General features: G+C 44.6%; 24 protein-coding genes. 9 read left to right on the forward strand and 15 right to left on the reverse strand.

All coding sequences use genetic code 11. The features are described from left to right. The first annotated feature begins 82 nt into the window (after positions 1-82). The 4 genes from QUA99_RS23080 (at position 83) to QUA99_RS23095 (ending at position 5,912) form a co-directional block, all read left to right on the forward strand. Positions 83-355: a hypothetical protein gene (locus QUA99_RS23080; RefSeq protein ID WP_333241299.1), complete on the forward strand. Its 273-nt coding sequence runs from the start codon at positions 83-85 to the stop codon at positions 353-355. Continuing rightward, positions 352-1,143 (forward strand): ABC transporter permease, encoded by a 792-nt coding sequence (locus tag QUA99_RS23085; RefSeq protein ID WP_333241301.1) that lies wholly within the window; start codon positions 352-354, stop codon positions 1,141-1,143. Before QUA99_RS23080 ends, QUA99_RS23085 begins: the two co-directional genes overlap by 4 nt. After that, positions 1,144-3,216, forward strand: coding sequence for a Wzt carbohydrate-binding domain-containing protein (locus tag QUA99_RS23090; protein WP_333241303.1), 2,073 nt, complete (start codon positions 1,144-1,146; stop codon positions 3,214-3,216). 269 nt (positions 3,217-3,485) lie between these two features. Then, positions 3,486-5,912 carry a sulfotransferase gene (locus QUA99_RS23095; RefSeq protein WP_333241305.1) on the forward strand — a complete coding sequence of 809 codons (2,427 nt, stop codon included), beginning with the start codon at positions 3,486-3,488 and terminating at the stop codon, positions 5,910-5,912. Between the two features lie 56 nt (positions 5,913-5,968). Here the strand turns inward: QUA99_RS23095 and QUA99_RS23100 are convergent, their stop codons facing one another. The 6 genes from QUA99_RS23100 to QUA99_RS23125 all read right to left on the reverse strand — a co-directional run bounded on the left by QUA99_RS23100 (position 5,969) and on the right by QUA99_RS23125 (position 10,666). Then, positions 5,969-7,189: an NAD(P)/FAD-dependent oxidoreductase gene (locus QUA99_RS23100; protein WP_333241307.1), complete on the reverse strand. Its 1,221-nt coding sequence runs from the start codon at positions 7,187-7,189 to the stop codon at positions 5,969-5,971. Positions 7,190-7,196: 7 nt separating this feature from the next. Next, positions 7,197-7,388, reverse strand: a complete 192-nt coding sequence (locus tag QUA99_RS23105) for a hypothetical protein (protein ID WP_333241309.1) — start codon at positions 7,386-7,388, stop codon at positions 7,197-7,199. A gap of 173 nt (positions 7,389-7,561) precedes the next feature. After that, entirely contained in the window at positions 7,562-7,918 is a 357-nt protein-coding gene (locus QUA99_RS23110; protein ID WP_333241311.1) for a hypothetical protein, read from the reverse strand. A 69-nt stretch (positions 7,919-7,987) separates the two neighbouring features. Next, a complete protein-coding gene (dxs, locus tag QUA99_RS23115; RefSeq protein WP_333241313.1) occupies positions 7,988-9,898 on the reverse strand; it encodes a 1-deoxy-D-xylulose-5-phosphate synthase in 1,911 nt (636 codons plus the stop codon). Positions 9,899-10,338: 440 nt separating this feature from the next. Beyond that, complete coding sequence (locus QUA99_RS23120) at positions 10,339-10,506, reverse strand: hypothetical protein (RefSeq protein WP_333241315.1); 168 nt, start codon at positions 10,504-10,506, stop codon at positions 10,339-10,341. Further along, positions 10,484-10,666: a hypothetical protein gene (locus QUA99_RS23125; protein WP_333241316.1), complete on the reverse strand. Its 183-nt coding sequence runs from the start codon at positions 10,664-10,666 to the stop codon at positions 10,484-10,486. Before QUA99_RS23125 ends, QUA99_RS23120 begins: the two co-directional genes overlap by 23 nt. A 41-nt stretch (positions 10,667-10,707) precedes the next feature. On the opposite strand from QUA99_RS23125, the gene QUA99_RS23130 reads away from it, so the two are divergent. From QUA99_RS23130 to QUA99_RS23140, 3 genes are read left to right on the forward strand one after another with little or no spacing between them, the layout of a single operon-like run. Continuing rightward, complete coding sequence (locus tag QUA99_RS23130) at positions 10,708-10,920, forward strand: helix-turn-helix transcriptional regulator (protein ID WP_333241318.1); 213 nt, start codon at positions 10,708-10,710, stop codon at positions 10,918-10,920. Between the two features lie 10 nt (positions 10,921-10,930). Next, a complete protein-coding gene (locus tag QUA99_RS23135; RefSeq protein ID WP_333241319.1) occupies positions 10,931-11,143 on the forward strand; it encodes a helix-turn-helix transcriptional regulator in 213 nt (70 codons plus the stop codon). A gap of 17 nt (positions 11,144-11,160) precedes the next feature. Continuing rightward, positions 11,161-11,373, forward strand: coding sequence for a helix-turn-helix domain-containing protein (locus tag QUA99_RS23140; RefSeq protein WP_332942973.1), 213 nt, complete (start codon positions 11,161-11,163; stop codon positions 11,371-11,373). 122 nt (positions 11,374-11,495) lie between these two features. Here QUA99_RS23140 and QUA99_RS23145 read toward each other — a convergent pair whose 3' ends face one another. Next, positions 11,496-13,643, reverse strand: coding sequence for a thioredoxin domain-containing protein (locus QUA99_RS23145; protein ID WP_333241320.1), 2,148 nt, complete (start codon positions 13,641-13,643; stop codon positions 11,496-11,498). Between the two features lie 127 nt (positions 13,644-13,770). Between QUA99_RS23145 and QUA99_RS23150 the strand changes: the two genes are divergently transcribed. Both QUA99_RS23150 and QUA99_RS23155 read left to right on the forward strand, forming a co-directional pair. Beyond that, a complete protein-coding gene (locus tag QUA99_RS23150; protein ID WP_333241321.1) occupies positions 13,771-15,345 on the forward strand; it encodes an outer membrane protein assembly factor BamB family protein in 1,575 nt (524 codons plus the stop codon). A gap of 123 nt (positions 15,346-15,468) precedes the next feature. After that, a complete protein-coding gene (locus QUA99_RS23155; protein ID WP_333241323.1) occupies positions 15,469-15,966 on the forward strand; it encodes a 2TM domain-containing protein in 498 nt (165 codons plus the stop codon). Positions 15,967-16,087: 121 nt separating this feature from the next. Here QUA99_RS23155 and QUA99_RS23160 read toward each other — a convergent pair whose 3' ends face one another. The 8 genes from QUA99_RS23160 to psbV2 all read right to left on the reverse strand — a co-directional run bounded on the left by QUA99_RS23160 (position 16,088) and on the right by psbV2 (position 22,262). Then, a complete protein-coding gene (locus tag QUA99_RS23160) occupies positions 16,088-16,939 on the reverse strand; it encodes a Uma2 family endonuclease (protein ID WP_333241324.1) in 852 nt (283 codons plus the stop codon). A gap of 97 nt (positions 16,940-17,036) precedes the next feature. Continuing rightward, positions 17,037-18,149, reverse strand: coding sequence for an NB-ARC domain-containing protein (locus QUA99_RS23165; protein ID WP_333241336.1), 1,113 nt, complete (start codon positions 18,147-18,149; stop codon positions 17,037-17,039). A 9-nt stretch (positions 18,150-18,158) separates the two neighbouring features. Continuing rightward, on the reverse strand, positions 18,159-18,440 hold the full coding sequence (locus QUA99_RS23170; RefSeq protein ID WP_333241326.1) for a hypothetical protein: 282 nt from the start codon (positions 18,438-18,440) through the stop codon (positions 18,159-18,161). A gap of 703 nt (positions 18,441-19,143) precedes the next feature. Then, entirely contained in the window at positions 19,144-19,401 is a 258-nt protein-coding gene (locus QUA99_RS23175) for a type II toxin-antitoxin system HicA family toxin (RefSeq protein ID WP_333241327.1), read from the reverse strand. Next, the gene (locus QUA99_RS23180) at positions 19,394-19,600 is read right to left on the reverse strand and encodes a type II toxin-antitoxin system HicB family antitoxin (RefSeq protein WP_333241329.1); all 207 of its coding nucleotides are present in this window, start codon (positions 19,598-19,600) and stop codon (positions 19,394-19,396) included. The genes QUA99_RS23175 and QUA99_RS23180 overlap by 8 nt, the downstream gene beginning before the upstream one ends. 235 nt (positions 19,601-19,835) lie before the next feature. Then, the gene (locus tag QUA99_RS23185) at positions 19,836-20,855 is read right to left on the reverse strand and encodes a CHAD domain-containing protein (RefSeq protein WP_333241330.1); all 1,020 of its coding nucleotides are present in this window, start codon (positions 20,853-20,855) and stop codon (positions 19,836-19,838) included. A 442-nt stretch (positions 20,856-21,297) separates the two neighbouring features. Continuing rightward, positions 21,298-21,636, reverse strand: coding sequence for a cytochrome c6 PetJ (petJ, locus tag QUA99_RS23190; protein WP_333241331.1), 339 nt, complete (start codon positions 21,634-21,636; stop codon positions 21,298-21,300). A 125-nt stretch (positions 21,637-21,761) separates the two neighbouring features. Further along, a complete protein-coding gene (gene psbV2, locus QUA99_RS23195; RefSeq protein WP_333241333.1) occupies positions 21,762-22,262 on the reverse strand; it encodes a photosystem II cytochrome PsbV2 in 501 nt (166 codons plus the stop codon). Positions 22,263-22,378 lie beyond the last annotated feature (116 nt).

Genomic DNA, 22,378 nt, shown 5'->3' on the forward strand with positions numbered 1-22,378 from the left:
AACAAAAAATAGAGGTGTAATGAAGCCTTGAAGTAAGTATAAATAAATAGAAATTGAACTAAAATAAATTACAAGGGTAATTATGGCAATAAAATTGATTGAAGCTGATTTTTTAGAACCAATTGCTGACAAGCTGACCCTGGTGCAGACTCAGAATTTGGTTAAGATTCAGCCCTGGGAGGCATCTGGGCGAGAACTTCAGATAAGTAAGTCTGTGGGAAAAAACACAACTGTGTTAAGAAAAATAAATGAGGCTGAAACCCTCTTCCCTCCTGCCTTCTGCCTTCTGCCTCCTGCCTCATTCCAACTACAAATATTTACGCCGTTCTACTTAGTTGCCGGAGGTGTGCGGTGAGAAATGCGGGAACGCTGCTTTATCGGCGCAAAATGGCTCATTGGTTCGATTTGCTGCGGGTGTTGGTCGATCGCGATATGAAATTACTTTACAAGCGATCGACCTTGGGGATTGCTTGGACTTTAATCAGTCCGCTGTTACAGTTGGCTGTATTTTCCTTTTTGTTTCGCTCTGTCGTACCGCTGAATATTCCCAAATTTTCTTCCTTTGCTTTCAGCGGTTTGTTAATCTGGAGTTGGTCTCAAACGGCATTATTTAAATCAACGGGATTAATTACCACTAATAAGGCACTAATCAGGCAGCCAAATTTCCCCACGGCAATTTTGCCGGTAGTCACGACGATGACTGGCCTAATTCACTTTGTGTTAGCTTTGCCGGTGTTAATTATCTTTCTGGCAATAGATGGCGTCCATCTCAATTCAGTGCTACTTTTGTTGCCGCTGCTGATGATTATTCAGTTTTTTTTGACAGTTAGTTTTGCTTATCCCCTTGCCGCTTTGAATGTCACTTTTCGCGACACTCAGCACACTTTGGGAGTAGTTTTGCAGATGATGTTTTACCTAACTCCGATTTTCTACGACATCAACAGCGTACCGGAAAAATTTAAGATTTTTTATTACTTAAATCCCATGGTGTCGCTGATTGAAGCTTACCGCGCCATACTTCTCAAAGGTATGCAGCCGGATTGGCCGGCTTTGTTAATTTTGAGCTTGGCTGTGGCGGCTATTTTGCCCATCGGACTGGGAATTTTTAGACGGCAAAGCGATCACTTTGTGGAGGAATTGTAAATGCGTGAAGCAATTATTGTCAAGGGTTTGGGTAAGCGTTTTAACCGCTACTCGACCGCAAGACCTTATACGATTATGGAGGCCGCTTTGTCCGGTTGGTGGAAGCTGAAGCCGGAGGCGAGTTTTTGGGCGCTGCGGAATATAAATTTTACTGTTTCTCCTGGGGAAATGCTGGGAATTCTTGGCAAGAATGGCGCGGGAAAATCAACGCTGCTGCAACTTGTCGGCGGGATCGGTCACGCTGAGGAAGGAACTATTAAAGTTAACGGCAGAATTGGCGGTTTGTTAGATTTGGGTGCGGGTTTTCACACGGATCTAACGGGTAGAGAAAACGTGTTTGTGGGTGCAGTGGTGGCCGGTTTGACTCGCCGGGAAGTGGCGCGCCGGTTTGACGATATTGTGGAATTTGCAGAGTTAAAACAGTTTATTGACAGCCCGATGCGGACTTACAGTACGGGGATGAAAATGCGGCTGGCTTTTTCGGTGGCGGTGCATACCGATCCAGAAGTGCTGTTAGTTGATGAACATTTGTCGGTTGGTGATGTGGCTTTTCAAACTAAATGTTTGAACAAGATAACTGAGTTTAAGAATCAAGGATGTGCGATTGTTTTGATTTCTCACACTGCGTCGCAAATTCAGAAAATGTGCGATCGGGCTTTGTGGCTGAAATCAGGTGAAATCGTGGCTTATGGGGAACCGGAAGTGGTAGTCGGTCAGTATTTGTCAGAAATGCGATCGTCCACAGAAAATCGCACTCCCCTGCGTGCTGCTGAAGCTACAAGTAGCGGCTCGCCACTGCGAGGTAATCAGAATCGCTTCGGTTCTTTGGAAGTAGAAATTACCGATGTTCAAGTGTTGCCAGATTCAGAAATAGATAGCGGTGATGCTATTAGCATTGAAATCTATTATTCGGTGTCGCAGGACATTTCGGCTGCTATTTTTGCCGTGACAATCAGCAGGGATGATGGTCAAAGTTGTTTTGAGACTAATACTAATCAAATGGGCAGACTGCTGCCGCTTGTGAAAGGTAAAGGCAAAATCCGGCTGCAAATAGACAGGCTGGATTTAGGAAACGGTCAGTATTACGTGAATGCTGGGGTTTACGAGGAAACTTTGGCTTACGCCTACGATTATCATTGGCAGGTTTATCCGCTGTACGTGCGATCGACTGTAAACCAAAAAACGATTCTTTGTCCGCCGTACCGCTGGGAATTTGAGGGCAAAATGCCGCTTTTGGATTTAGCCGAACCAGCCGCTGCAACTTACGATTTGGATAAGAATCATCCAGGCTACGCCAAGATTTTGACTCAGTTGGAAAACAAGCAAAAACCTGACTTTTTAATAATTGGCGCTCAAAACTGCGGCACGGAATATTTATACAGCCATCTCGAAAATCACTTGCAAATTATCAAAGAAGGTTCCCGGGACATTCACTTTTTTGATTTAAATTTTGAGCGCGGTGTTAATTGGTATAACAAACAGTTGACTCGCAGTGTAACTGGTGAAAAGGTATTGCTGTGGGAGATGACTCCTTACTATATTTATCATCCTTTGGTGGCGGAGCGAGTTTACAAGTGTTTCCCCGATGTTAAGCTGATTGTGATGCTGCGAAACCCGGTAAAACGAGCGTGGATGCACTATCATTTAGAAGTGGCGAATGGCTGTGAAAAGTTGGATTTTGAAAAGGCGATCGCTTCTGAACCTGATAGACTCAAAGGTGAGATTGAAAAAATTAAAGCCAATGAAAATTATTACAGTTTTAATCACCAGCATTATTCCTATTTAGCGCGGGGAATTTATGTAGAACAAATCAAAAATTGGCTCGATTATTTTCCGAGAGAACAGTTGCTAATTATCAAAAGCGAAGATTTTCACGCAGATACAGGCAAAGTATTTTCGGAAGTATTAAAGTTTTTGGATGTTAGTGCGAGTTCAAGTAAAGAATATGAAATTAATTATGTCGATGAATACAGCCAAATGCCACCGGAAATCGAACGAGAATTGACTGATTATTTCAAACCTTACAATCAGAAGCTTTCGGATTTGTTGAAAGAAAACTTTAATTGGAGTTAGGAAAAAAGTTTTGAGCCCAGATAGGAATACAAAAGAGAAAGGTTTACAAATGATTTATAACAAATACAGCAGATTCCACGTTTATGAAGGACACCCGCCTATCGATATCCCGCCGTAGGGACACGGCAGTGCCGTGTCCCTACTTCATAAACCTGGAATACGCTGTAATACATGAATCAGAGCTGTTTCTTCTCTTCATCTGTGCAGTTAGCGCTCTCTGCTTTTAATCAAAAAAAATCTAATTCACAAACCATTTATCAGCTATAAAAATGAAACGGATATTTTTAGTAGGATCTCCGAGAAGCGGCACAACCATGCTTCAAAGTTTATTGGCTGCTCATCCTGAAGTTATTTCTTTTCCTGAATCTAAGTTTTTTCACTATTTACTGTACAAGAAGTTTGCGGGAAAGTTCCCAGGTAGGCTGGAAGCTTTTTTTAAGGATGAGATTCATCGCCCTGAACTTTTGCAAGGTTTTGATGATAGTCAAACTGTAGGAACTAAAGTTAGTTGGTTTGTCGGAGTTTTGGATGGTTTGGCGGCGGAACAAAACAAAAGCATTTGGTTGGAAAAAACGCCGGAACACATATATTTTATTGATGACATAGAGCGATTTTTACCGGATGCGAAATTCATACATATTTTGCGAAACGGCATGGATACAATAGCTTCTCTGCATGAGGCTACTAGGAGTTCTCATGATTTGTGGGGGCCTGGTTGGGATTTAAACCACTGTATCGATCGCTGGAAACAGGCGATGTTAATTAGTCACAAATATGCTAATAAATCCAATCATATATTAGTCAATTATGAGGAAATTCTCGATAATAAGGTCAAAAAGTTAGAAAACCTTTGTCATTTTATGGGCGTTGAATATGATGGCAAAATGCTGGAATCTTATAAAGAAACAGCAGCTAGTCTCAGTTTGAATTTACCTTGGCACCAAGGGATTGAGAGAGAGGTAAAAAGTAGTAATGTTCACAAATATCATAAAATTTTCACGAGAAATGAAATTAAAGATATTTTAGATAAGATTAAGCGAGTCAACGGTGAAATTGCCTGGAAAGTTACGGTAGAAGTGAGCGAACCAATTTCGGATATTTGCAATCTTCCGCAAATATACGATCGCCTGTGCTGTACGATCGAACTCGAAGGAATTAAACTCGGTATTCTTGAATTGCCAGTCTGCGATGGCACCGTTGCCGGTGCGGTGTTGGCGGATGCGATCGCAGCCCAGTTTGCTTGGCAAATTCTCGATCGCTTTTTTCAACGCAATCGCTGCGAAAAAGGTAATAGATTGTGGGAAACTTTGCTGGAACCATTCCACAAGAAAAATGACTGGATGCTATTTTTGCAAGAATTATGGGGGCGTCCGCATTGGCATTTAGAGGATTTCTACAAGCCAGAAATAGCCGAAGAAGTCCCAACAATTACGCTCGAAAAAGATTTAATTGCTCTGGAAGTTAGCGAGGAATTTGCTAATATAAAAGTTGAGCTTGATGAAATTGACGTGCTGGTGAAAGTAGGTGGCGTTGCTGTCGGTATTGTCACGGTTGCGGTGGAAAATAATTTTGTTTCTGCTCAAAAATTGCGATCGACAATTACTCGAAATAGCGGTTTTGAGTTGTGCGTCGCCGCCGTGCGAGAAGCTTTGTTGGGAAAACCGCTCAACGGCAAGCAATCGCTACGATCGCGCCTAGCCTCTTGTGCTCAACAAAGGTCAAATTTGCCCGACAGTTTAAATGCAGCGGGTGCTGGGGGCATTTACCCGCCAAATGCGGTGATGTTCGGCAGGCGATCGGGTGCGATCGGGACGAGTGTCAGCCGCCGGGCAGCATTCCCGGCGGCGGCGCTGCGGGAAATCGCGTCAGCGGCGGCAATTGCGGGGGAAACAACAATGCAAATTGCCTCAGAAAACGAGCTTCCAAAGCAAGTATTTTACGCACCGGAAATTATTGGGCGAAAATCGCCGTATGGGGAAGTTTTTCACTCGGTGAAACCTCAAGTTTCTAACAATCATAGCGTTACACAAACGCTGCCCATTCTCGCCTACCGTCGCATTTCTCCTGAGGGTTTAGACGCAGTTACTCCGCAGGTTTTGGAACAACAGTTGCAGTATTTGAAAGACCGTGCTTATTATAGTGCGAGTTGGGAAGATTGGCGAAGTGCGAAACTGGATAAAACTCCTTTACCCGGTAAAGCTGTATTGATGACTTTTGACGGTGGCTATCTCGACTTTTTCCAATATGCTTGGCCTCTGCTAAAACGCTTTGATTTTACAGCGACTGTTTTTCTGGTAGCGGAGTCGATAGGAAAGACAAATAGTTGGGAAAAAGCCGAATTTGAAGAAGTGCAGTTAATGGGATGGCCGGAAATTCACCAACTGCGGGATGCAGGGATTGAATTCGGTTCTATGTCTGCTACTTATCAACCTCTAACTGCATTGTCGCCGACAGAAATTGTGCGGGAGGGGGCAAAATCCCGTGCTATCTTGGAAGGGGGATTAGAGAAATCTGTTAAATGTTTTGCTTATCCTTACGGGGATGTCGATCCAATTGTAGCCCATTTAATTGGAGCGAGTGGGTATACTTTTGGTGTATCCTATAGATCAAAATTTAGCAGTTTTGACGATTCTCTATTGTCGCTGCCGCGCATTAAAGTTACAGCAGAAAATTTTTTATGGCAATTAGGTTTGTAGGGTGAGTCAGCCAGCGATATTTTTCCCTCAACTAACAACTTCTCAACTGACGCACCTTACAAGTGAAATTGCTTAATCAATCCCTGGATTTTTCGCTGCAAATAACCGCCTAACCCTCTGGAAATTTTCTCAAACTTATAATAAAATAAAATATCCATAACATCTTCAGTTTTCATATACTTTAAATAAGAAATCATTTTATCGGTCAGTTCATCATTAACATCATCGATATATTTTCTCACAGCCAACCTTTCCGAAATATTCCATTTTTTATCAAACTTGCGGTGCATTTCCGTCTCATAATCCCGAAAATCTGAGATTTTTCCCTCCAAATACCTTTGAATATATTTCCCCGCAATTTCCGCACCATCCATCCCGTGTCTAATCCCTTCGCCACCCAAAAAATTTACTGTCGAGACAGTATCGCCGATCGCAATTATATTATTTTTACAATAAATATCCTTCAAACCAGGACTGTACTTCAGCGTCGAACCGTGTTTGTCAATAACTTTATAATTTTTAGACTTCAGATATTCATCAATCAGTAAATCAATATATTTTTTCAGCGGTGACAAATGCCTCAACGTTTTCGGATCTAAAAAAATGCGGCCCGCACCAACTTTCAGCCTGTTTTGTTCCATTGGGAATATCCAGGAATAACCCTTTGGCATCCATTTATCGCCCAAAAAGAAGATTAAATCACCCTTGTATTTATTGTAAACTTCCGGCTCTACTTCAATTAAATATTCGATTCCGGTTCCCGACAAAAAATCGGGCTTATCCTTCTCTCTTTCGTACATAATCGCCCTAGCAAAGCCAGTAGCATCAACCAATACTTTCGTACTAACATTGATAGTTTGACCGTCGGATAACTGTTTAAACTCTACTGTTGTTTCGCCCTTGGCTTGTAAATGTCCGGTGTAGCGATAACCAAGCCAAACTTCACCGCCAAATCGCTCAACTTCGCTGGCCAAAAATGCTCTAAATTTAGCAAAATTGAGAACAACACCTAAGCTTTCGGGAGACTCCCAAGTTTGACTGACTTTGCTAGTTTCAATAGTTAGTTTGTGCCAAAAACTGCCGATAACGGATTCGGGTAAATCGAATTTAGAGAGGGTTTCTAGAGGCGTGGCGGCGCTAGAAAAGTCATTTTTATTAAAGTTGTCGTTTTGCTCTGCAAGCAAGACTTTGTGACCGGATTTGGCTAGGATTCTCGCGCAGTGACCGCCTGCTGGGCCTGCTCCTACTATTACTATGTCAAAACTTTTTAAATTCATTTTACTTTTAACACGCTTCCAATGTCAAAATACCCGCAGACATATCAACTACTAACCGCCGAGTTTTCAGCCACTGGCGGCCGATTAAAATTTCCGGTACTCCGTCACCCACATGAACGGGAATCTCAAACTCTTGCTCATCTATGCGTACTTTTCCTGCATAAAGATCGAAATCAAATTCTCCCTTTGCTGTCCGCATTTCTTGTCGCCTAATATAAATCCAATCAAGTCCCTCGAAATCTTGCTCGTCGATTGCTAACCAGCCAGAAAAACCTGTATCTAGCAGAGCATCAACAGGTAATTATAAGCCGTTACTAGCAATCAATTCAACTTCAAAAAATAGCTCGTCCTCATCACCAAATCTTCCTTCAATCATATTGAGCCGCACGCCCCTGTATTGTTGATGCGGAAAAGGTAGGGGATAGCATTTGGGTGTTTCTGGCGACACATTTTGGTAGCCGCCATATCGTCCTTGTCGATAAAATATTCCCCGCTATCAGGTTCAACCGCCATGTACCAGTTGTAGTGAGTGTCAATTAATTCTGGTTTAAGGCGATCGAAAATTACTTTGCAACGCTTGCGAAATGCCGCTCTTTCGGCTCGCCACTGGGCTTTTTTTTCTTCTGACCACTGAATCTCTGGGAACAGTCTTCCCCGCCGCACGGTACGATTTGGTTTCACGTTAGTCATTGTTTTTTCTCCGTTGTCCTCAAATCTTCCTTCAATCATGCTGCTCTTTCACTGTCATAGATCGAATATCGAAGAGTAAGGTGCGCTAGGCGCACCCTACAATTCTAGCTATTTCACGCTAACGGGTGACTGTTTGCGGCTGAAGGTTGCCAAAATGCGATCGGCCATTTGCGACGGATTTAATCCTAAACTGGCAAAGGATTGCTCAGGCGTTGCATGATCTACCAATGTATCTGGCACCCCAAGCCGCATCACGGGCACGACAACATTATTGTCTAGCAAAGCTTCGGCTACTGCTGAACCGAAACCGCCCATCAAACAGCCTTCTTCCATTGTTACAACTCGCCCGATTCGCTGTGCCAAAGGCAAGATTAATTCGGTATCTAAGGGCTTGACAAAACGCGCATTGATGACCGTTGCTTCTATGCCGTGTTCGCTCAACATCTCCGCGGTTTGCATTGCCGGATAAACCATTGAACCGTAACCTAGTATTAGCAAGTCGTCGCCGTTGCGGAGGATTTCGCCTTTGCCGATCGGCAATTCTTCCCAACCTTCCTCCATCAGAGGCACGCCGTAACCGTTGCCGCGCGGGTAACGCATGGCGATCGGGCCGCTGGTGTGATTGATTCCGGTGACTACCATCCGCTGCAATTCTGCCTCGTCTTTGGGTGCCATAATTGTCATATTTGGCAGACAGCGCAAGTAGGAAATATCGTACATTCCTTGGTGGGTGGGGCCGTCAGCACCGACAATGCCGGCGCGATCCAAACAGAAGAAAACGGGCAAATTTTGGATGCAGACATCGTGAACTATTTGGTCGTATCCCCGCTGCAAAAATGTCGAGTAAATTGCTACAACCGGGCGCATTCCTTCGCAGGCTAAACCAGCCGATAAAGTTACGGCGTGCTGTTCGGCAATGCCGACATCGATGTATTGTTTCGGCAGTTTTTCCTGAAGTTTGTCAAGGCCTGTTCCGGTTGCCATTGCAGCGGTAATACCGACAATTTTGGGATTGTTTTCTGCTAGCTTGACCAGGGCGTGGGTAAAGACTTTCGAGTAAGCTGGAGGCTTGGGTTTGGTGGAGGGAATGCCTTTGCCGGTGGCTAAGTTAAAGGGATTTTGGGCGTGATATCCTACTTGGTCTTTTTCGGCGATCGCGTATCCTTTGCCCTTCACAGTCACAACGTGAACTAGCACCGGGCCTTGGATGGTATGACCTTGTTTGAAAGTGGCAATTAATTCTGCCAAATTGTGTCCGTCTACCGGGCCCATGTAGGTAAAGCCCAATTCTTCAATTACGGCTCCAACTTTGGAAACTGCCAAGCGTTTCATGCTTTCTTTGAGGCGTTCCATTTCTGGGGTAAAAGTTTCGCCGACAAAGGGAATGTGTTTGAATTGTTCCTCTAAGTTATCTTTGAGAAATTGCACCGGCTGCGAGAGTCGCATCTTGTTCAAATAGCGGGTAATCGCGCCGACATTGGGCGAGATTGACATCTCGTTGTCGTTGAGCACTACCATCAGATTGGTTTTCGGCATATGGCCCGCGTGGTTGATTGCTTCGAGTGCCATGCCGCCAGTCAATGCACCGTCGCCGATGACTGCTACTGTTTTAAAGTTTTCGCCTTTGAGGTCGCGCGCCATCGCCATTCCTAGGGCTGCGGAAATGCTCGTAGAAGCGTGGCCAGCACCAAAATGGTCAAATTTGCTCTCGCAGCGCTTGAGATAGCCTGCAACGCCGTCTTTTTGGCGCAGGGTGTGGAATTCGTTGTAGCGGCCGGTTATCAATTTGTGAGGATAAGCTTGGTGGCCGACATCCCAGGTAACTTTGTCGCGATCGAGGTCGAGTGTTTGGTAGAGTGCTAAAGTCAGTTCCACTACACCCAGTCCGGGACCGAGGTGGCCGCCAGTGGCAGCTACAGTTTCTAAATGCTTTTCTCGAATTTGTCGGGCAATTTGTTCGAGTTGATGAATCGAGAGGCCGTGTAATTGGTTTGGGTGAGTCAGTTCGCTCAGATGCATATTTTAAAATCTTGCTCCTGTGAATCAGGACGAATCCTTAACAGCTATAGGTTGAGCCTGCGACGTTGGGGACGCGCAAACGTTAGAATAGTTTAGCTGTTATTTGGGAAAAACTGTGAGGCGTAAGATTTTTGTTATTTTTGACCTGGTAATTATAGTTAATAAATTGTGCGCCGTCAAGATAAAAAAAGCTTATGTTGTTAGTTGCTAATGGCTTGTTGTTAGCTGCATGGAGATTCTTAAGCATTTAAAGCTAATTAAGCCCACTAAAAAAAATAGAATACTCAGATACCCCACTTCTTAAAGAAGTCGGGTATCTAACAGAAGAACGTTGACGTTTAATTAGAGCGACTTACTTTCTTTTTGTCAGGAAGGGACGAGATCCCTTTTCTATTTATCGGTTTTCCAGTTAAAAGAAAAAAGGATCTCGCTCCCATCAATTACAACATTCGTTCGCAATTAGCCGATCGCACTTCTGGCAATTTCTCGACCCCTGTCGTATCAAATACGATCGCGTGTTTGGCCGCCGGCAACAACCGCCGTAAAATTTGCATATATCCCTCAGCATCGCCCCGGCGGTGGAACCTAGCCACAACCAATCGCTGCATATTTGGCAATTGCCGCACGATACACCAGGGATGAGTGTTTAATTTGGGCTTTGATGTTGGTATCATAGGGTAATCCTTCCCCACGTTCGTGGGGTGTGGTAGAAAAGGCGATCGCCCTTAAGTTTTCGAGGCTAGGAGGGCGATCGTTTTCAGTGTACATAGATATTATCTGTTGCATACGCATCAATGTCAAGTTAAAACATGGGATACGTGAGACTGCGGATTCGAGAACTAGCTGAGAAGAGGGGTTGGAGCCTAAAGCAAGTTGCGGATCACTCAGGAGTGAATTACAACACTGTCAGAAGCTACGTTCAGCGCGATACCTTAAACACAGTCGATCTCTCTGCTGTCTACAAAATAGCCCGCGCCTTCGATGTAACAATGGAAGATTTGGTCGAGATTTTGGAAGATTGAGGACGTACTAATGGGGCGAGTTAGGCTAAAAATTAGAGAGTTGGCAGAAGAAAAGGGCTCGACGCTGCAAGACGTGGCCGATCGCTCAGGGGTTAATTACAACACGGTCAAGGGCTATGCTAGACGGGATGATGGCATGAGTACGGTTGACCTTAGCGCCGTTCAAAAGATCGCCCTTGCTTTTGACGTAATGATTGAAGATTTGGTCGAGTTTTTGGAATAGTAGGGGCGATCGCACTAATGGGCTACGTTAGACTGCGGATTCGAGAACTAGCTGAGCAAAGAGGTTGGACGTTCAAAGAAGTTGCCGATCGATCGGGAGTAAACTACAACACGGTAAAAAGCTACGGGAGGCGGGATGCTTTGAACACAGTCGATCTCTCTGCTGTCTACAAAATAGCCCGCGCCTTCGACGTGACGATGGAAGATTTGGTTGAGATTTTGGAAGATTAAGGGGCAGAATGAAGATGCGATTCCTTCCGGGTAAAAGATAACCTACTTCTTCCTTCTGCTTCCTCCTTCTTCCTTCGCGTCTTTGGTGTCTTCGCGGTTCAACAATATAGACCGTATTGGTGCTAGACTCGCGTTTGACTTTGCAAAATTTCCTCCAACAGCCGCTCTTGACTTTTCGCCGGTTCTTTGCAAGTCAAACACTCGCAAACTAACCCGACAACACCTTCAGGCAAATCAGCCTCAATCTGACAGACAGCAGTGGGATAATACTGGGAAATCAAGCCAGAAATTCGATCGGGTGACGTGCGAATCAAGGTAGAATGCTGATACCAGTCGATCGCCGAAAGTAGACTCGGACAAGCTTGCGGAGCATCTTGTACAATACTGCTGAAAGCTTGCAAACCTTGCTCCGCGCGATCGAGATATTCCAAATTTTGCCCCAACAGTGCGAGACGAACCAAAGAGGCGATCGCAATTCCATTCGCCGCCGGAGTTGCATTGTCTATATAGCTGCGTTCCCGTACCAACAAATCTCCGCTAGCATCCTTAGCAGTATTGTAATATCCTCCCAATTCCACGCTCCACAAAAACTCATCAAACTCTTCTTGCACCTGCACAGATTTCTCCAACCAAAACTGAGAATTCGGCAACTGTTTTCCCTCTTCCCCGTTGCCTAAAGTCAAACTCGCTTGGTGCAAATCCAACAAAGCTTTCACAAACAAAGCATAATCTTCCGACTGCGCGGTTACAGCAGATTGTCCGTCATAATTCAACCGCTGAAACCGCCCATCCGTCCACTGATTGTCTAAAATAAACTTAGCCGCTTTCACAGCTAATTCCAGATATTCCCAATTTCCAAAAACCGCTGCAGCGCGGGCTAAGCCCGAAATCATTAAGCTATTCCAAGCAGCAATCATTTTCGTGTCAGTAACTGCGGGAATTCTACCCGGCCAACTTTCGTTTTTAGCTTCTTGATTGTTGCGGGCTGGGGGAAAGGTTTTTACAGTATCGGGATTGCCACCGTAGCGAACAGCAAAGAGTTTAGCCAAAGCCGTTTCTACCGTGTCGCTCAGTTTTCCCGGATGGCGGCGCTGCAATACATTTTGACCTTCAAAATTGCCGCTGCGACTAACAGTAAACTGTGCTTTAATTTCCGTTAATTCCTCAGCAGTTAATAGCTGTTCCAGTTCGGCATAAGTCCAGACATAAAATGCTCCTTCTTCCGGTTCTGACCCCCCCGTTGCCCCCCCTTGGTAAGGGGGGGTTGAATTTTCTGCCCCCCCTTGGTAAGGGGGGGTTGGGGGGGTAAAGCTGTCAGCATCCTGTGCGGCATAAAAATAGCCTGTTGGCGCGGTCATTTCTCGCTTCAACCATTCTACTGTTCCCGCGATCGCAGTTTCAAAAGCGGGTTCTTGTATTCCCGCGCTCCACAAATTTGCTAAATACTCAACAATTTGACCGTTGTCGTAGAGCATTTTTTCAAAGTGTGGCACAGTCCAAGTCGCATCAACCGTATAGCGGTGAAATCCGCCTCCTACGTGGTCGTAAATGCCGCCCAATGCTAAGTCTAATCCGCGCTGAGTGCAGACTTGTTTGCTGTCGTGTTTTGATTCAAAATTAAATCGCGTTCCCCGCAGTGCTAGCTCAGCATAAGGTATCATGGGAAAGCTGGGGCCGGGGTTGCTGCCCGCAATAATTCCGGTGGTGATTTCTAAGCCTTTTTGGAAGACTTCGCGATTTAATTCTGCGGTTATCCCCGACAGCGCTGCCGACTGTTGGAGGTTGCTTAAAATCTCTGCTTTGAAAGCTTCTACTTTGCCTTTTTCTGTGTCGTAAAAGCGGCGAATTGCTTGCAAAACTTCTAAAAATCCGGGCCGTCCGTAGCGCGGTTCTACAGGGAAATAAGTGCCTCCGTAGAAGGGAACTCGATCGTCTGGAGTGAGAAAAACATTGAGCGGCCAACCGCCTTGACCGGTCATCATTTGCAAGGTTTGCATATAAATGCTATCGATATCCGGCCGTTCTTCACGATCGACTTTTATCGGTATAAAGTGCGAATTCATGTATTGGGCGATCGCGCGATCGGAAAATGCTTCTCCTTCCATCACCGTACACCAGTGGCAGCTAGAGTAGCCAATTGACAGGAAAATCGGTTTATTTTCGCTTCGGGCCGCTTCCAAAGCTTCGTCGCACCAGGGCCACCAGTCGATCGGATTTTCGGCGTGTTTCCGCAGGTAAAGGCTTTGGGATTGAGCAAGACGGTTGACCATAATCAAATCCACTTTTACTCGTGCTGGGTAAGCTTGTCAGTTCTCTAGCAGTTTAGCGCGAGATGTTTTAATTGAGTTGTTGCTGATAATTATGTTTTAATATTATGGCTGATTATATCGATATAATATGAGCATATCATCTCGGAGAACCTTCAATCAACAGCTAGGACTATTTTTGCTGAGTGCTGCTGTTCCTCCTGCTGTTCTCAAACTGTACCAAACAGCCTCCCCGGAGCAAGCTTTATTAGAAACTAATCTTAACAATTCTCTGGCAAAAGCAGACCCAGAAATAGAATTATTAGTCCCGACCTTTTTAGGTAACGACAAGCGCCGGTTCTACGGCAGAGGTGTTCCGAAAAGTTTGAAGTTAATCGACAAATTTGAGCTAGGAAGCGGACGGACTTTTCTGGGAAGGCGGTCTGTAGTTTGGAGCGGTGCCGGTTGGACTGGACAGCCGACAATTACCAGAGACGGGGGAAAAACTTATTTAATTATAGGTGCTTACGACCACAATTTGCGAAAAATAGATATTGCTACTAATAAAGAAGTTTGGCGCTATAAATTTGATGATATAATCAAAGGCTCATCAACAATTTATATAGATGAAAAAGCTAGCGCCGAAAACAAAATTGTGATTTTGCAGGGCAGCCGCAGCGGTGGCGGTGGCAAAAGTGTCGTGCCGAGTTTTAGGGCAATATCTTTTAGAACTGGCAAGGAACTTTGGAAATTGGACATCAGGAGAACGCCCAGCTACAGCCGCGATAATGACAGCAGCGCTTTGGACATCGGCGGTGGAGTTTTGTTCAATGCGGGGGAAAATGCGATCGGCTATTTTCTCGATAGTTCCACAAGCAGTGCAAAAATTAAACAAGGCATCAAACAGCCAAATATCTTGTCGGAAGTACAGCTTTATGCAGCAGCAGATATCAGCAAGCACCGCGGCAACTTGGTAGCGGAGTCATCGCCATCACGGCTCAAAGATAGAATATTTATAGCTGCTGGTTCCGGTCATATATACGGTATTAGCATTGCAAGTAAAAAGATAGTATGGGATTTTTATACTGGTTCTGATTTGGATGGCAGTGCAGTAATTTCTAAATCGGGAAAACTGTTTTGTGCCATTGAAAAACAATACATTCAGGGCAACGGCGGCGTGCTGAAGCTGAATCCCAACAAGGAACCGAATGCCAGCGTCGAATGGTTTTTGCCGACGGGAAATCGCCGGCTTTCTAGCTGGGAAGGCGGGATAATTGGCTCGGTGGCGTTGAATGATGAGTACAATTCAGGGGAGTTTCCGGCGCTGTTTGCCACAAATGCGATCGACGGCAATTTGTATATCGGTTCCCAAGATATGATTACAGGCAAAAAAACTTTTGTACCTTGGCGAAACCTGTCTTGCGATACTCCGGTAATAGTATTTAAAAAAGCCATTGGTTCTTCAATTTCTACTCCAATTTTTACCGATGGCAATAAACTGATAAGTGCGGGATACAACGGTGTTTATTTGTTCAATTTGAATTGGGAACGAGCGAAGTCTGGGGATCGGAATGCTTTGAGAAATGCTAAAGGGGAGTTTTACCGTTTGAAAGTAATAGAATCGGGGAGATTTAAGCCGGGTTTGTCATTTGAGGCGACGCCTGTAGTTTGGGACGGAATTGTGAGAATTTGCGCGAGGGATGGCTGGATGTATACTTTGGGTTAGTTATGGGTATTTTTTACCTCGATCGGGAACAGGGTGTTGAAATCCGCCACCTATTCCTACCTGCGGTTTAACTGCGGTTATATGTATGATAGAAATAATTTCGGAAATTATGGGAAACTCGTTATGGCAACTCATGAAACTCAAATAAGTCAAGTTTACGGTTCAGAGGATGCTCAAGGTATTTTACAGCTTGCGATCGCGCGGCGACAGGATGAAGGGGAATTATCCAGAGTGCAGCTTTTCGAGATTGCAGCGGAATTGGGCATTTCCGAACAGGATATTCTGGCGGCGGAACAGCAATGGCTAGCAACTAGAGGAGAATTTCAAGAAAAGCTGGTTTTTAACACTTACCGTCGTGCTAAATTGCAGAAAAATGTGACAAAGTACGGCATTATCAATACTTTTTTAGTTCTGTTTAATCTAGCAGGATCGCACGAGCTTTCTTGGTCGCTTTTCATTTTACTAACGTGGGGCTTGGGATTGTCGCTGAATGCTTGGAATGTGTATCAAACTGAAGGCGAAGATTACGAACAAGCGTTTCAGCGGTGGCGTTTGAAGAAACAGGTGGGACAGTCTCTTGGTACTGCGACGGATAAGTTTATGAAGTGGTTGCAGTCGTGATAAGTTACATAATCCCCGGTTAAATAGATATAAATCCTGTAGGGCGGGTTTTACCGATCGTAACTGCCTAAAATCAATAATCTCATAAACCCGCCCCCGCTTGGGCGGTAAATCCTTAATTTTACGCTTCAGGATCGATACCCAAAGCTCTTAACTGAGCCGCCAGTCTATCGGCACGCTGCCGCTCTTGTTCGGCTTGTTGTTGGGCTAATTCTTTCTCTTGTTGCTCGCGTTCGGCACGCTGTCCCTCTTGTTCGGCTCGTTCTCCACCTGTCAGCAGCAAATTACCTTCTTCGTCCCAAAAACGCAACCAAGGCAGTTCGGCATTTTGATACTGTCCCTGCCATATTCCTAATTCTACACCCAAAGGCCCAATCGGATAGTGTCCGCGATCGTTGGCTGGCAATAACTGATAGTTACCTGTTAGCAACTGATACACTTCTACGCTGGCTCGACTCACTTCATAAATAGCGTAGAACGGCACGCGAATTGCTTGTTCGTAAACCCAAAACTTACCCGTTTTAGGAGTTGTATCTCGTTCTTCCGAGCCGTCGCCCGAAACAAATTCGATGACAATTAAAGGTGCGATAACTTCGTACCACATCACGTAAGAACGCCGAATTTGACCGTCAACTAATGGCGGCACGTTTGGAACATAAAACCAATCGGGTGCTTCAGCTCCTCTGTCTGTCGGCTCTGTTAAACGCCAATAAATGCCGCAATCTTGACCTATGCAATATTGATTGTCCTGATGGCGCTGCTGCAATAGCGGGGTGATGGAATCAGTCAGCAGAATGCTTTGGGGGTGCTCCTGAAAGTTTTTCACAAATGTACCGTCTTCGTCGGGCAGTTGAGTGTGGTCGGGAGGGCGATCGGTTATTGGTGTATAGTTTGTATCTCCCTCGGATTCTGGCAGTTGAGTGTGGTCTGGCAGTCGATTGAATGCGATCGAAGATTTTGTTTGAGAAGTCATGGCACTAGCAGTTCATTATAAGCTGATGATTATTCAATTAATTTAACAGATTCTTTGGCAGTGTCGCGGTCGTTTTATGGTTAAGAATTATTGTAGATCATCTGGGAGCGAGAGAATATTGTGTCATCACATATTGCCTCACCGCTGGCGATAGAGTGAACATCGATCTCTCGCCCTGTTCTTGTTTTTCTATTAATGCTCGCCATCCCAAAGATTGCAGCGCATTGAATAATTCCGATGGCGATAATTGCACTTTCTCTAACAATTGGGAAATTGAAAGTGGCTCGATTTCATTCCCGATGCAGCACATCACCTGTTTCTCTAACTCGGATAAGCGATCGCACTGCTGCTGCAATCTTGCTTTCAATTCTTCTGGCAAGAATAGCATATCATAGTTTAAGAATTCGGCTACTCTGCCGCTCAATAATTCTTGAATCATGGCTGCCACTATTTTTAACGACAAGGGATTGCCTCGGTAAGTGTTAATTAAGGTTTCCCATTTGTCTTCGTCAAGTAAACCTTTTTCTCGGAAAATTTCGCCTGCGACCGCACCTAAACAGTCGAGTTGCAAGCTGCGAACGCAGGGTTGTTCTCTGGTTAATGTGACAATTTCTGTAGGTGGTTCCCAACTATTTAGGATTAAGCAACTGTTGTGGCAAATTTCACCTATCCGTTTGAATAAAGTGCTGTAATTATCATATTCATGTCGATAATTGCCTGCTCTTTGTCCGCTGCTGAGAATAGTTTGTACGTCATCTAGGATGATGAGGCAGCGGTGCGATCGCAATTTGTCGATTAACAGCAATAGCAGTTCATCGGTGCTTGTTGGCAATTCGGTTTCTGGTAGATTAGATAAAAATTTAAGTAGGCTTTTTAGGGTAGTTTGGAGGGTTGGGGATGTGCCGAGACTTCGCCAAATTACATATTCAAATTGATGCTGAATTTGTGGGAGGAGGTGAAGTGCGAGATGGGTTTTGCCAATTCCGCTGAGTCCTAATATTGCGACTAGGCGGGTGCGATCGTGTATTATCCACTGTTGTAGGGTGGCGAGTTCGGATGTGCGATCGTAAAATGAGCTGATATCTGGTGCGTCTCTTAAGTCTTGGCGGATTTGGGGTTCGGTGTTTTCTGGCGTTGAGGGCGATCGATCTTTTGGAACTTCTGGAGATTGGAAAGTATCTCGACAGACGTTAACGTTACCAATGTGTATAACGTCTTTCTAGTAATGTGATGAAACAATGGAAAATTGCTGCCTTTTCAAGGTGGATTTAAAGTTAGACTTATTAACTGCTTCACCTAATACATCTGAAAGTATTTTCCATAATTCCGAAGCAACATCCCTAACATGACCCTCGCTACAATGAGCTTCCTCTGCGATTTTAGGGTATTTTTGACATTGCCAAGCACCAAGCAATATAGCCTCTTGCACGTTGTCGAGGTGTTTTCCAGTTTTGGCGAAAACAAGGTTGTCGGCAAATTTTAAGATTTCTTCAGCGTCCATCGATCGGCGTGGTGTGCGGGTTTTAGCTATTGTATCCGACATTTTCCGATATTACCAGATAAACTATGACTTTTTACTAAACTGTGATTTGTAAAACTACCGACATTTTCCGATATTATCCGGCTTGACAAAACTTTATTCACCCACTAATAATAATGTTAATTATTGATGAGGTACTAAACATGAATCACTAAATAGTTCCGATTAATTGTTGGGTTGAGCAACGCACCTTGCGTTACACTCGACCCTACACAATGGTTATAGCAAGATTTGGTGAATTTGGTATAACCATTGTAGATACGGAATCAGCAATCAATATTCTTGCAATAAAAGTAGAATTTACTTATTCGCAAAAGAGCGATCGCCCTTTCTTGACTAAAGTACGCGCGAGCGAAGCTATCCCGTAGGGAGTCGCACTTTCGCAACAATCTCAAGCCTGAAAGCTTAAGTGCAAGTCTGCGACAATCGGCAATTCAAATACATTACTCTCTAGAAACCGCTTTGAGAAAAACATAACTTCGATATTTTCTATTTTCTCAGTTTCAGGATTGAGACGATCGACAATTCCCTAGTCTAGTTCTTGCGATTCTTGCTCTGCATAAGGCGAACACTTATTAATGTACAGAATATCGCCGACAGCCTCGTATTTAAAAGTTAGTTTTTGTGCCACGATATTTCCTTCGGTAACAGTTAAAATTACCCTCTACAGATTATTCAAAAAATCTTCTACTGAAATCCCAGCCTGATTTAAAATGCTTCCAAGAGTTCCAACTGCCAAAGTTTTTCGCTGTACCGGCACCACACAGCCTACTTCGATCGCCTCTTGCGGATTTTCCGGATCGTCTGCAAGTATTTGTTTCTTCAAAATAACGTGACTTCCCCGCTGCCGAACCCGGACAAACCCTAAACGTTCTAAAGCACGGATAGTTTCTGCACTACTAACTCGGGGCAGTCTAGGCACTCAACACCTCAAATGTTGTTAGTAAACGCGGGGAAGTTTTAGGTAAAGAGAATTCCTCTAAATAGAGTTCTGTTGCTTCTTTCAGATTGGCGATCGCTTCTTCAATTGTTTCACCCTGGCTGGCAGTTCCCACTTCAGGACATTCTGCCACATAAACATCTTCTTCCCAATAAACGATTGCTGTAAAGATACGAGGCATATTTTTTGCAATACCTACTTAGTTCTCACTTTAATCATTATTTTAGCACATCGGGCCGAGCTCCCTTTTTTTACTAAAGTGCGATCGACCTTTCTGGAGTTACACAATGAAGGACACGGCAGTGCCGTTTCCCTACGAATATCTGTTATTGTAGGTCATATTTGTAGGGATACGGAATTGCCGTGTGCGGCTTCTAGTTCCCCGCAGTCGATCGCATTTTCACCGCCCAAAAACCCTAATTTTGCTGCGGCGAATCCCCGTTAGCAGCATCATCAACCACAGGATGAATTAAAGCAGATCGAAAACCTTGCCGAACTTCCGAACTCAAATACCTGCGCTGCAAAACCTGCCATTTTTGCCAAGCTGCGTAGCGATTTTCTGCCAACAAACCCGCCAATTTCGGCAACTCTTTTTTCAGATCGCGATCGACAAAATCTGTCAGAAACTCGCCTAAAACTTCACTGTCTTGAATATCGCCCAAACATTCCTGAATAGCTTTCACATCTTCGACATAAACTTCGTAAGTCTCGCTGTAAAAATCCCCAAACAGATTCATCAGATAGCGAACTCGCTTAGCTTGCTTCCGCAAATCGTGCAGAATAGTTCCCTCCGCTGCTAACTTCTCTTCGACAGCCTCAGCATTCAAATCCTTAGCAATGTTAACTTTGCCATCTTCATATTCTGTACCCAACAGCCAAGCCGGATGCAGGAAAAACTCGCTGACTTGAGGTAACAGTAAATCTGGCAAAACCTCAGCAATTGGCAAATGTTCGATCGCCCCATACTGCGGTTTTTCCAACCAATCCTCGATCGACTGCTTTAGCAATTCGTAGCTTTTGTGCTCTAAAATCGCCCTCACCTCTTTCAAAGCCCGGTGTCGCTGTTTGAGCAAATTCAACAAAGCTTTATCCAAAACTTTCTGTTCTTGAGTCGGCAAATTCGGGTAATAGCGGTTTTGGAGACTTTCGAGCATCACATCCAAATCCCTGAGAGTTCCCAGAATCCGCCCCACCTTACCAATTTTACGTTCAGAAGCCTCTTTTGGCCAATCTAAAACCGGAGCAAAACCAGTCACAGCCGATCGCAAACGTCTCAATCCCACGCGCATTTGATGAAGTTCTTCTGCGTCTTGGTCTTTGATAACTTCAGCCTCGTGCGCTACACTTTTGCGGAAATATTTCTCAATCGCCCCAGATGCAGCGTCTCCGAGAGTTTTAACTTGAGTTTTAACTTTTGCTGATGTTTTTACGTTCATGGCAGGTGTAGATTCCACTTTGCTGATCGACTTTAATTTCGATTTCAAAGCTTTGCTAATAAGGGGTTATATCCTAGCACATACTTTAATTTATGAACCGCAGCCAGAATAAATCTTAATATAAAGTGCTTGACAATTTCTACAAAATCAGCATCTAGCAATCTTCAAATCTTCAAATCTTCAAATCTTCAAATCTTCAAATCTTCAATTCTTCAAATCTTCAATTCTTCAATCCAAAATCTAAAATCTAAAATCTAAAATAAAATGTCCCTCCCTCGCCCTTGGGCCGATAAAAATCGGATGTCTGGCGCGCTTTCCCAAACAGGTTAAGAGCGCTGCAAACCGACATTTATTCGCCAAAAAGTGAGAGAGGGTGCGTGAGGGAGGACAAGTTTTAAATTAAATCAAGCCCGCCCAGCTTGTCCGACTTCAAAGAGGCAGTTTAGCCTTTCCAGTCTTTCTCAGATTGCTCGAGCACGTAGGTTGCTACATCCTCGATTTGTTCGGGCTTCAACTTGGCGCCGAAAGCAGGCATAGCATTTTTGCCCTTAGTTACCTGAGTGGTAATAGCTTCCAGAGAATTCATGCCGTACTTCTCAAGAGCACTCTTTTTCAAGGTTTTCATGGCCATAACCACGTTGCCGCCACCGATGTGACAAGCAGCACAGTTCGAGCTAAAGATTTTAGCTCCTTTAACAGCATCACCTGCCAAAGCAGGGCGACCAAAGCCGACGGTAAAAATTGCGAACGCTAATAGGGCGATCGATAAGAGTCTTTTCAACGCAGTTCTCCTCTAATGGACACGCAAATGGTGATTCTTTAGATATTTTACCTGTTTTAACAGGCGCGATCGCGCAGTCGTATCGCCTTCTTCCGAGTAATTTACCACTTTTTGGCAGTGGCAGTTCAACTCTCAAAATTCTCCACGCCCCAGCCCGGAGCTTTCTGAGCTGCCCGGATCACAAAAGCGGCTAAATTTTCAATCTCAGCCTGTGGCATCCAGCTTTCCGGCACTTGGCGGCACCAAAAAGTCTCCTCAGTACCGTCATAAGTCATCGGTTCTCTCAGATACGCCACCAGACTATTGATGTTGTTGCGGGGAGGCGTTGCCCCCTTGAGATCAGCCAAAGACAGAGATATCGTCGGATCGGGCAAATTAGCTCCTCCGACGTGACAATTGAGGCAATTTTGCTCGAACAATAGCTTGCCCGCAGACAAATCCTGAGCCGAAAACAAGCGAGTATGTCCCTCAGAGTCTAACTCCAGAGCCACAGGTTCGCTGGCTTGTAAATACCTATTCACGTAAGAATCGGCAGCAGCCAAAACAGGTTGAGGAGCCAACAGCACGAGCGGCAAAATAATTAACATCCCCAACAGAAAGCAGACAAAAGCACCACGACGCAGCATGAGGGACTACAACCTTTTGCGATAATCAATGAGCCGGAGTTGACACTCCCCAGCTATCAAGGCGAGGGGATTCTTTGTTCACGGACTCAACTTGCTTGCGACAGGATTTCTCCAGC

The sequence above is a fragment of the Microcoleus sp. F10-B2 genome (genome assembly GCF_036704965.1).
Taxonomy (GTDB): Bacteria; Cyanobacteriota; Cyanobacteriia; order Cyanobacteriales; family Microcoleaceae; genus Microcoleus.

What these genes read in the sequence shown, in the direction of transcription:
- QUA99_RS23080 (WP_333241299.1), top strand. Translation starts at nt 83, where the DNA reads ATGGCAATAAAATTGATTGAAGCTGATTTTTTAGAACCAATTGCTGAC.
- QUA99_RS23090 (WP_333241303.1), top strand. Translation starts at nt 1,144, where the DNA reads ATGCGTGAAGCAATTATTGTCAAGGGTTTGGGTAAGCGTTTTAACCGC.
- QUA99_RS23095 (WP_333241305.1), top strand. Translation starts at nt 3,486, where the DNA reads ATGAAACGGATATTTTTAGTAGGATCTCCGAGAAGCGGCACAACCATG.
- QUA99_RS23100 (WP_333241307.1), bottom strand. Translation starts at nt 7,189, where the DNA reads ATGAATTTAAAAAGTTTTGACATAGTAATAGTAGGAGCAGGCCCAGCA.
- QUA99_RS23105 (WP_333241309.1), bottom strand. Translation starts at nt 7,388, where the DNA reads ATGCGGACAGCAAAGGGAGAATTTGATTTCGATCTTTATGCAGGAAAA.
- QUA99_RS23110 (WP_333241311.1), bottom strand. Translation starts at nt 7,918, where the DNA reads ATGATTGAAGGAAGATTTGAGGACAACGGAGAAAAAACAATGACTAAC.
- dxs (WP_333241313.1), bottom strand. Translation starts at nt 9,898, where the DNA reads ATGCATCTGAGCGAACTGACTCACCCAAACCAATTACACGGCCTCTCG.
- QUA99_RS23120 (WP_333241315.1), bottom strand. Translation starts at nt 10,506, where the DNA reads ATGCAGCGATTGGTTGTGGCTAGGTTCCACCGCCGGGGCGATGCTGAG.
- QUA99_RS23125 (WP_333241316.1), bottom strand. Translation starts at nt 10,666, where the DNA reads ATGTACACTGAAAACGATCGCCCTCCTAGCCTCGAAAACTTAAGGGCG.
- QUA99_RS23130 (WP_333241318.1), top strand. Translation starts at nt 10,708, where the DNA reads ATGGGATACGTGAGACTGCGGATTCGAGAACTAGCTGAGAAGAGGGGT.
- QUA99_RS23135 (WP_333241319.1), top strand. Translation starts at nt 10,931, where the DNA reads ATGGGGCGAGTTAGGCTAAAAATTAGAGAGTTGGCAGAAGAAAAGGGC.
- QUA99_RS23140 (WP_332942973.1), top strand. Translation starts at nt 11,161, where the DNA reads ATGGGCTACGTTAGACTGCGGATTCGAGAACTAGCTGAGCAAAGAGGT.
- QUA99_RS23145 (WP_333241320.1), bottom strand. Translation starts at nt 13,643, where the DNA reads ATGGTCAACCGTCTTGCTCAATCCCAAAGCCTTTACCTGCGGAAACAC.
- QUA99_RS23150 (WP_333241321.1), top strand. Translation starts at nt 13,771, where the DNA reads ATGAGCATATCATCTCGGAGAACCTTCAATCAACAGCTAGGACTATTT.
- QUA99_RS23155 (WP_333241323.1), top strand. Translation starts at nt 15,469, where the DNA reads ATGGCAACTCATGAAACTCAAATAAGTCAAGTTTACGGTTCAGAGGAT.
- QUA99_RS23160 (WP_333241324.1), bottom strand. Translation starts at nt 16,939, where the DNA reads ATGACTTCTCAAACAAAATCTTCGATCGCATTCAATCGACTGCCAGAC.
- QUA99_RS23170 (WP_333241326.1), bottom strand. Translation starts at nt 18,440, where the DNA reads ATGGACGCTGAAGAAATCTTAAAATTTGCCGACAACCTTGTTTTCGCC.
- QUA99_RS23180 (WP_333241329.1), bottom strand. Translation starts at nt 19,600, where the DNA reads ATGCCTCGTATCTTTACAGCAATCGTTTATTGGGAAGAAGATGTTTAT.
- QUA99_RS23185 (WP_333241330.1), bottom strand. Translation starts at nt 20,855, where the DNA reads ATGAACGTAAAAACATCAGCAAAAGTTAAAACTCAAGTTAAAACTCTC.
- psbV2 (WP_333241333.1), bottom strand. Translation starts at nt 22,262, where the DNA reads ATGCTGCGTCGTGGTGCTTTTGTCTGCTTTCTGTTGGGGATGTTAATT.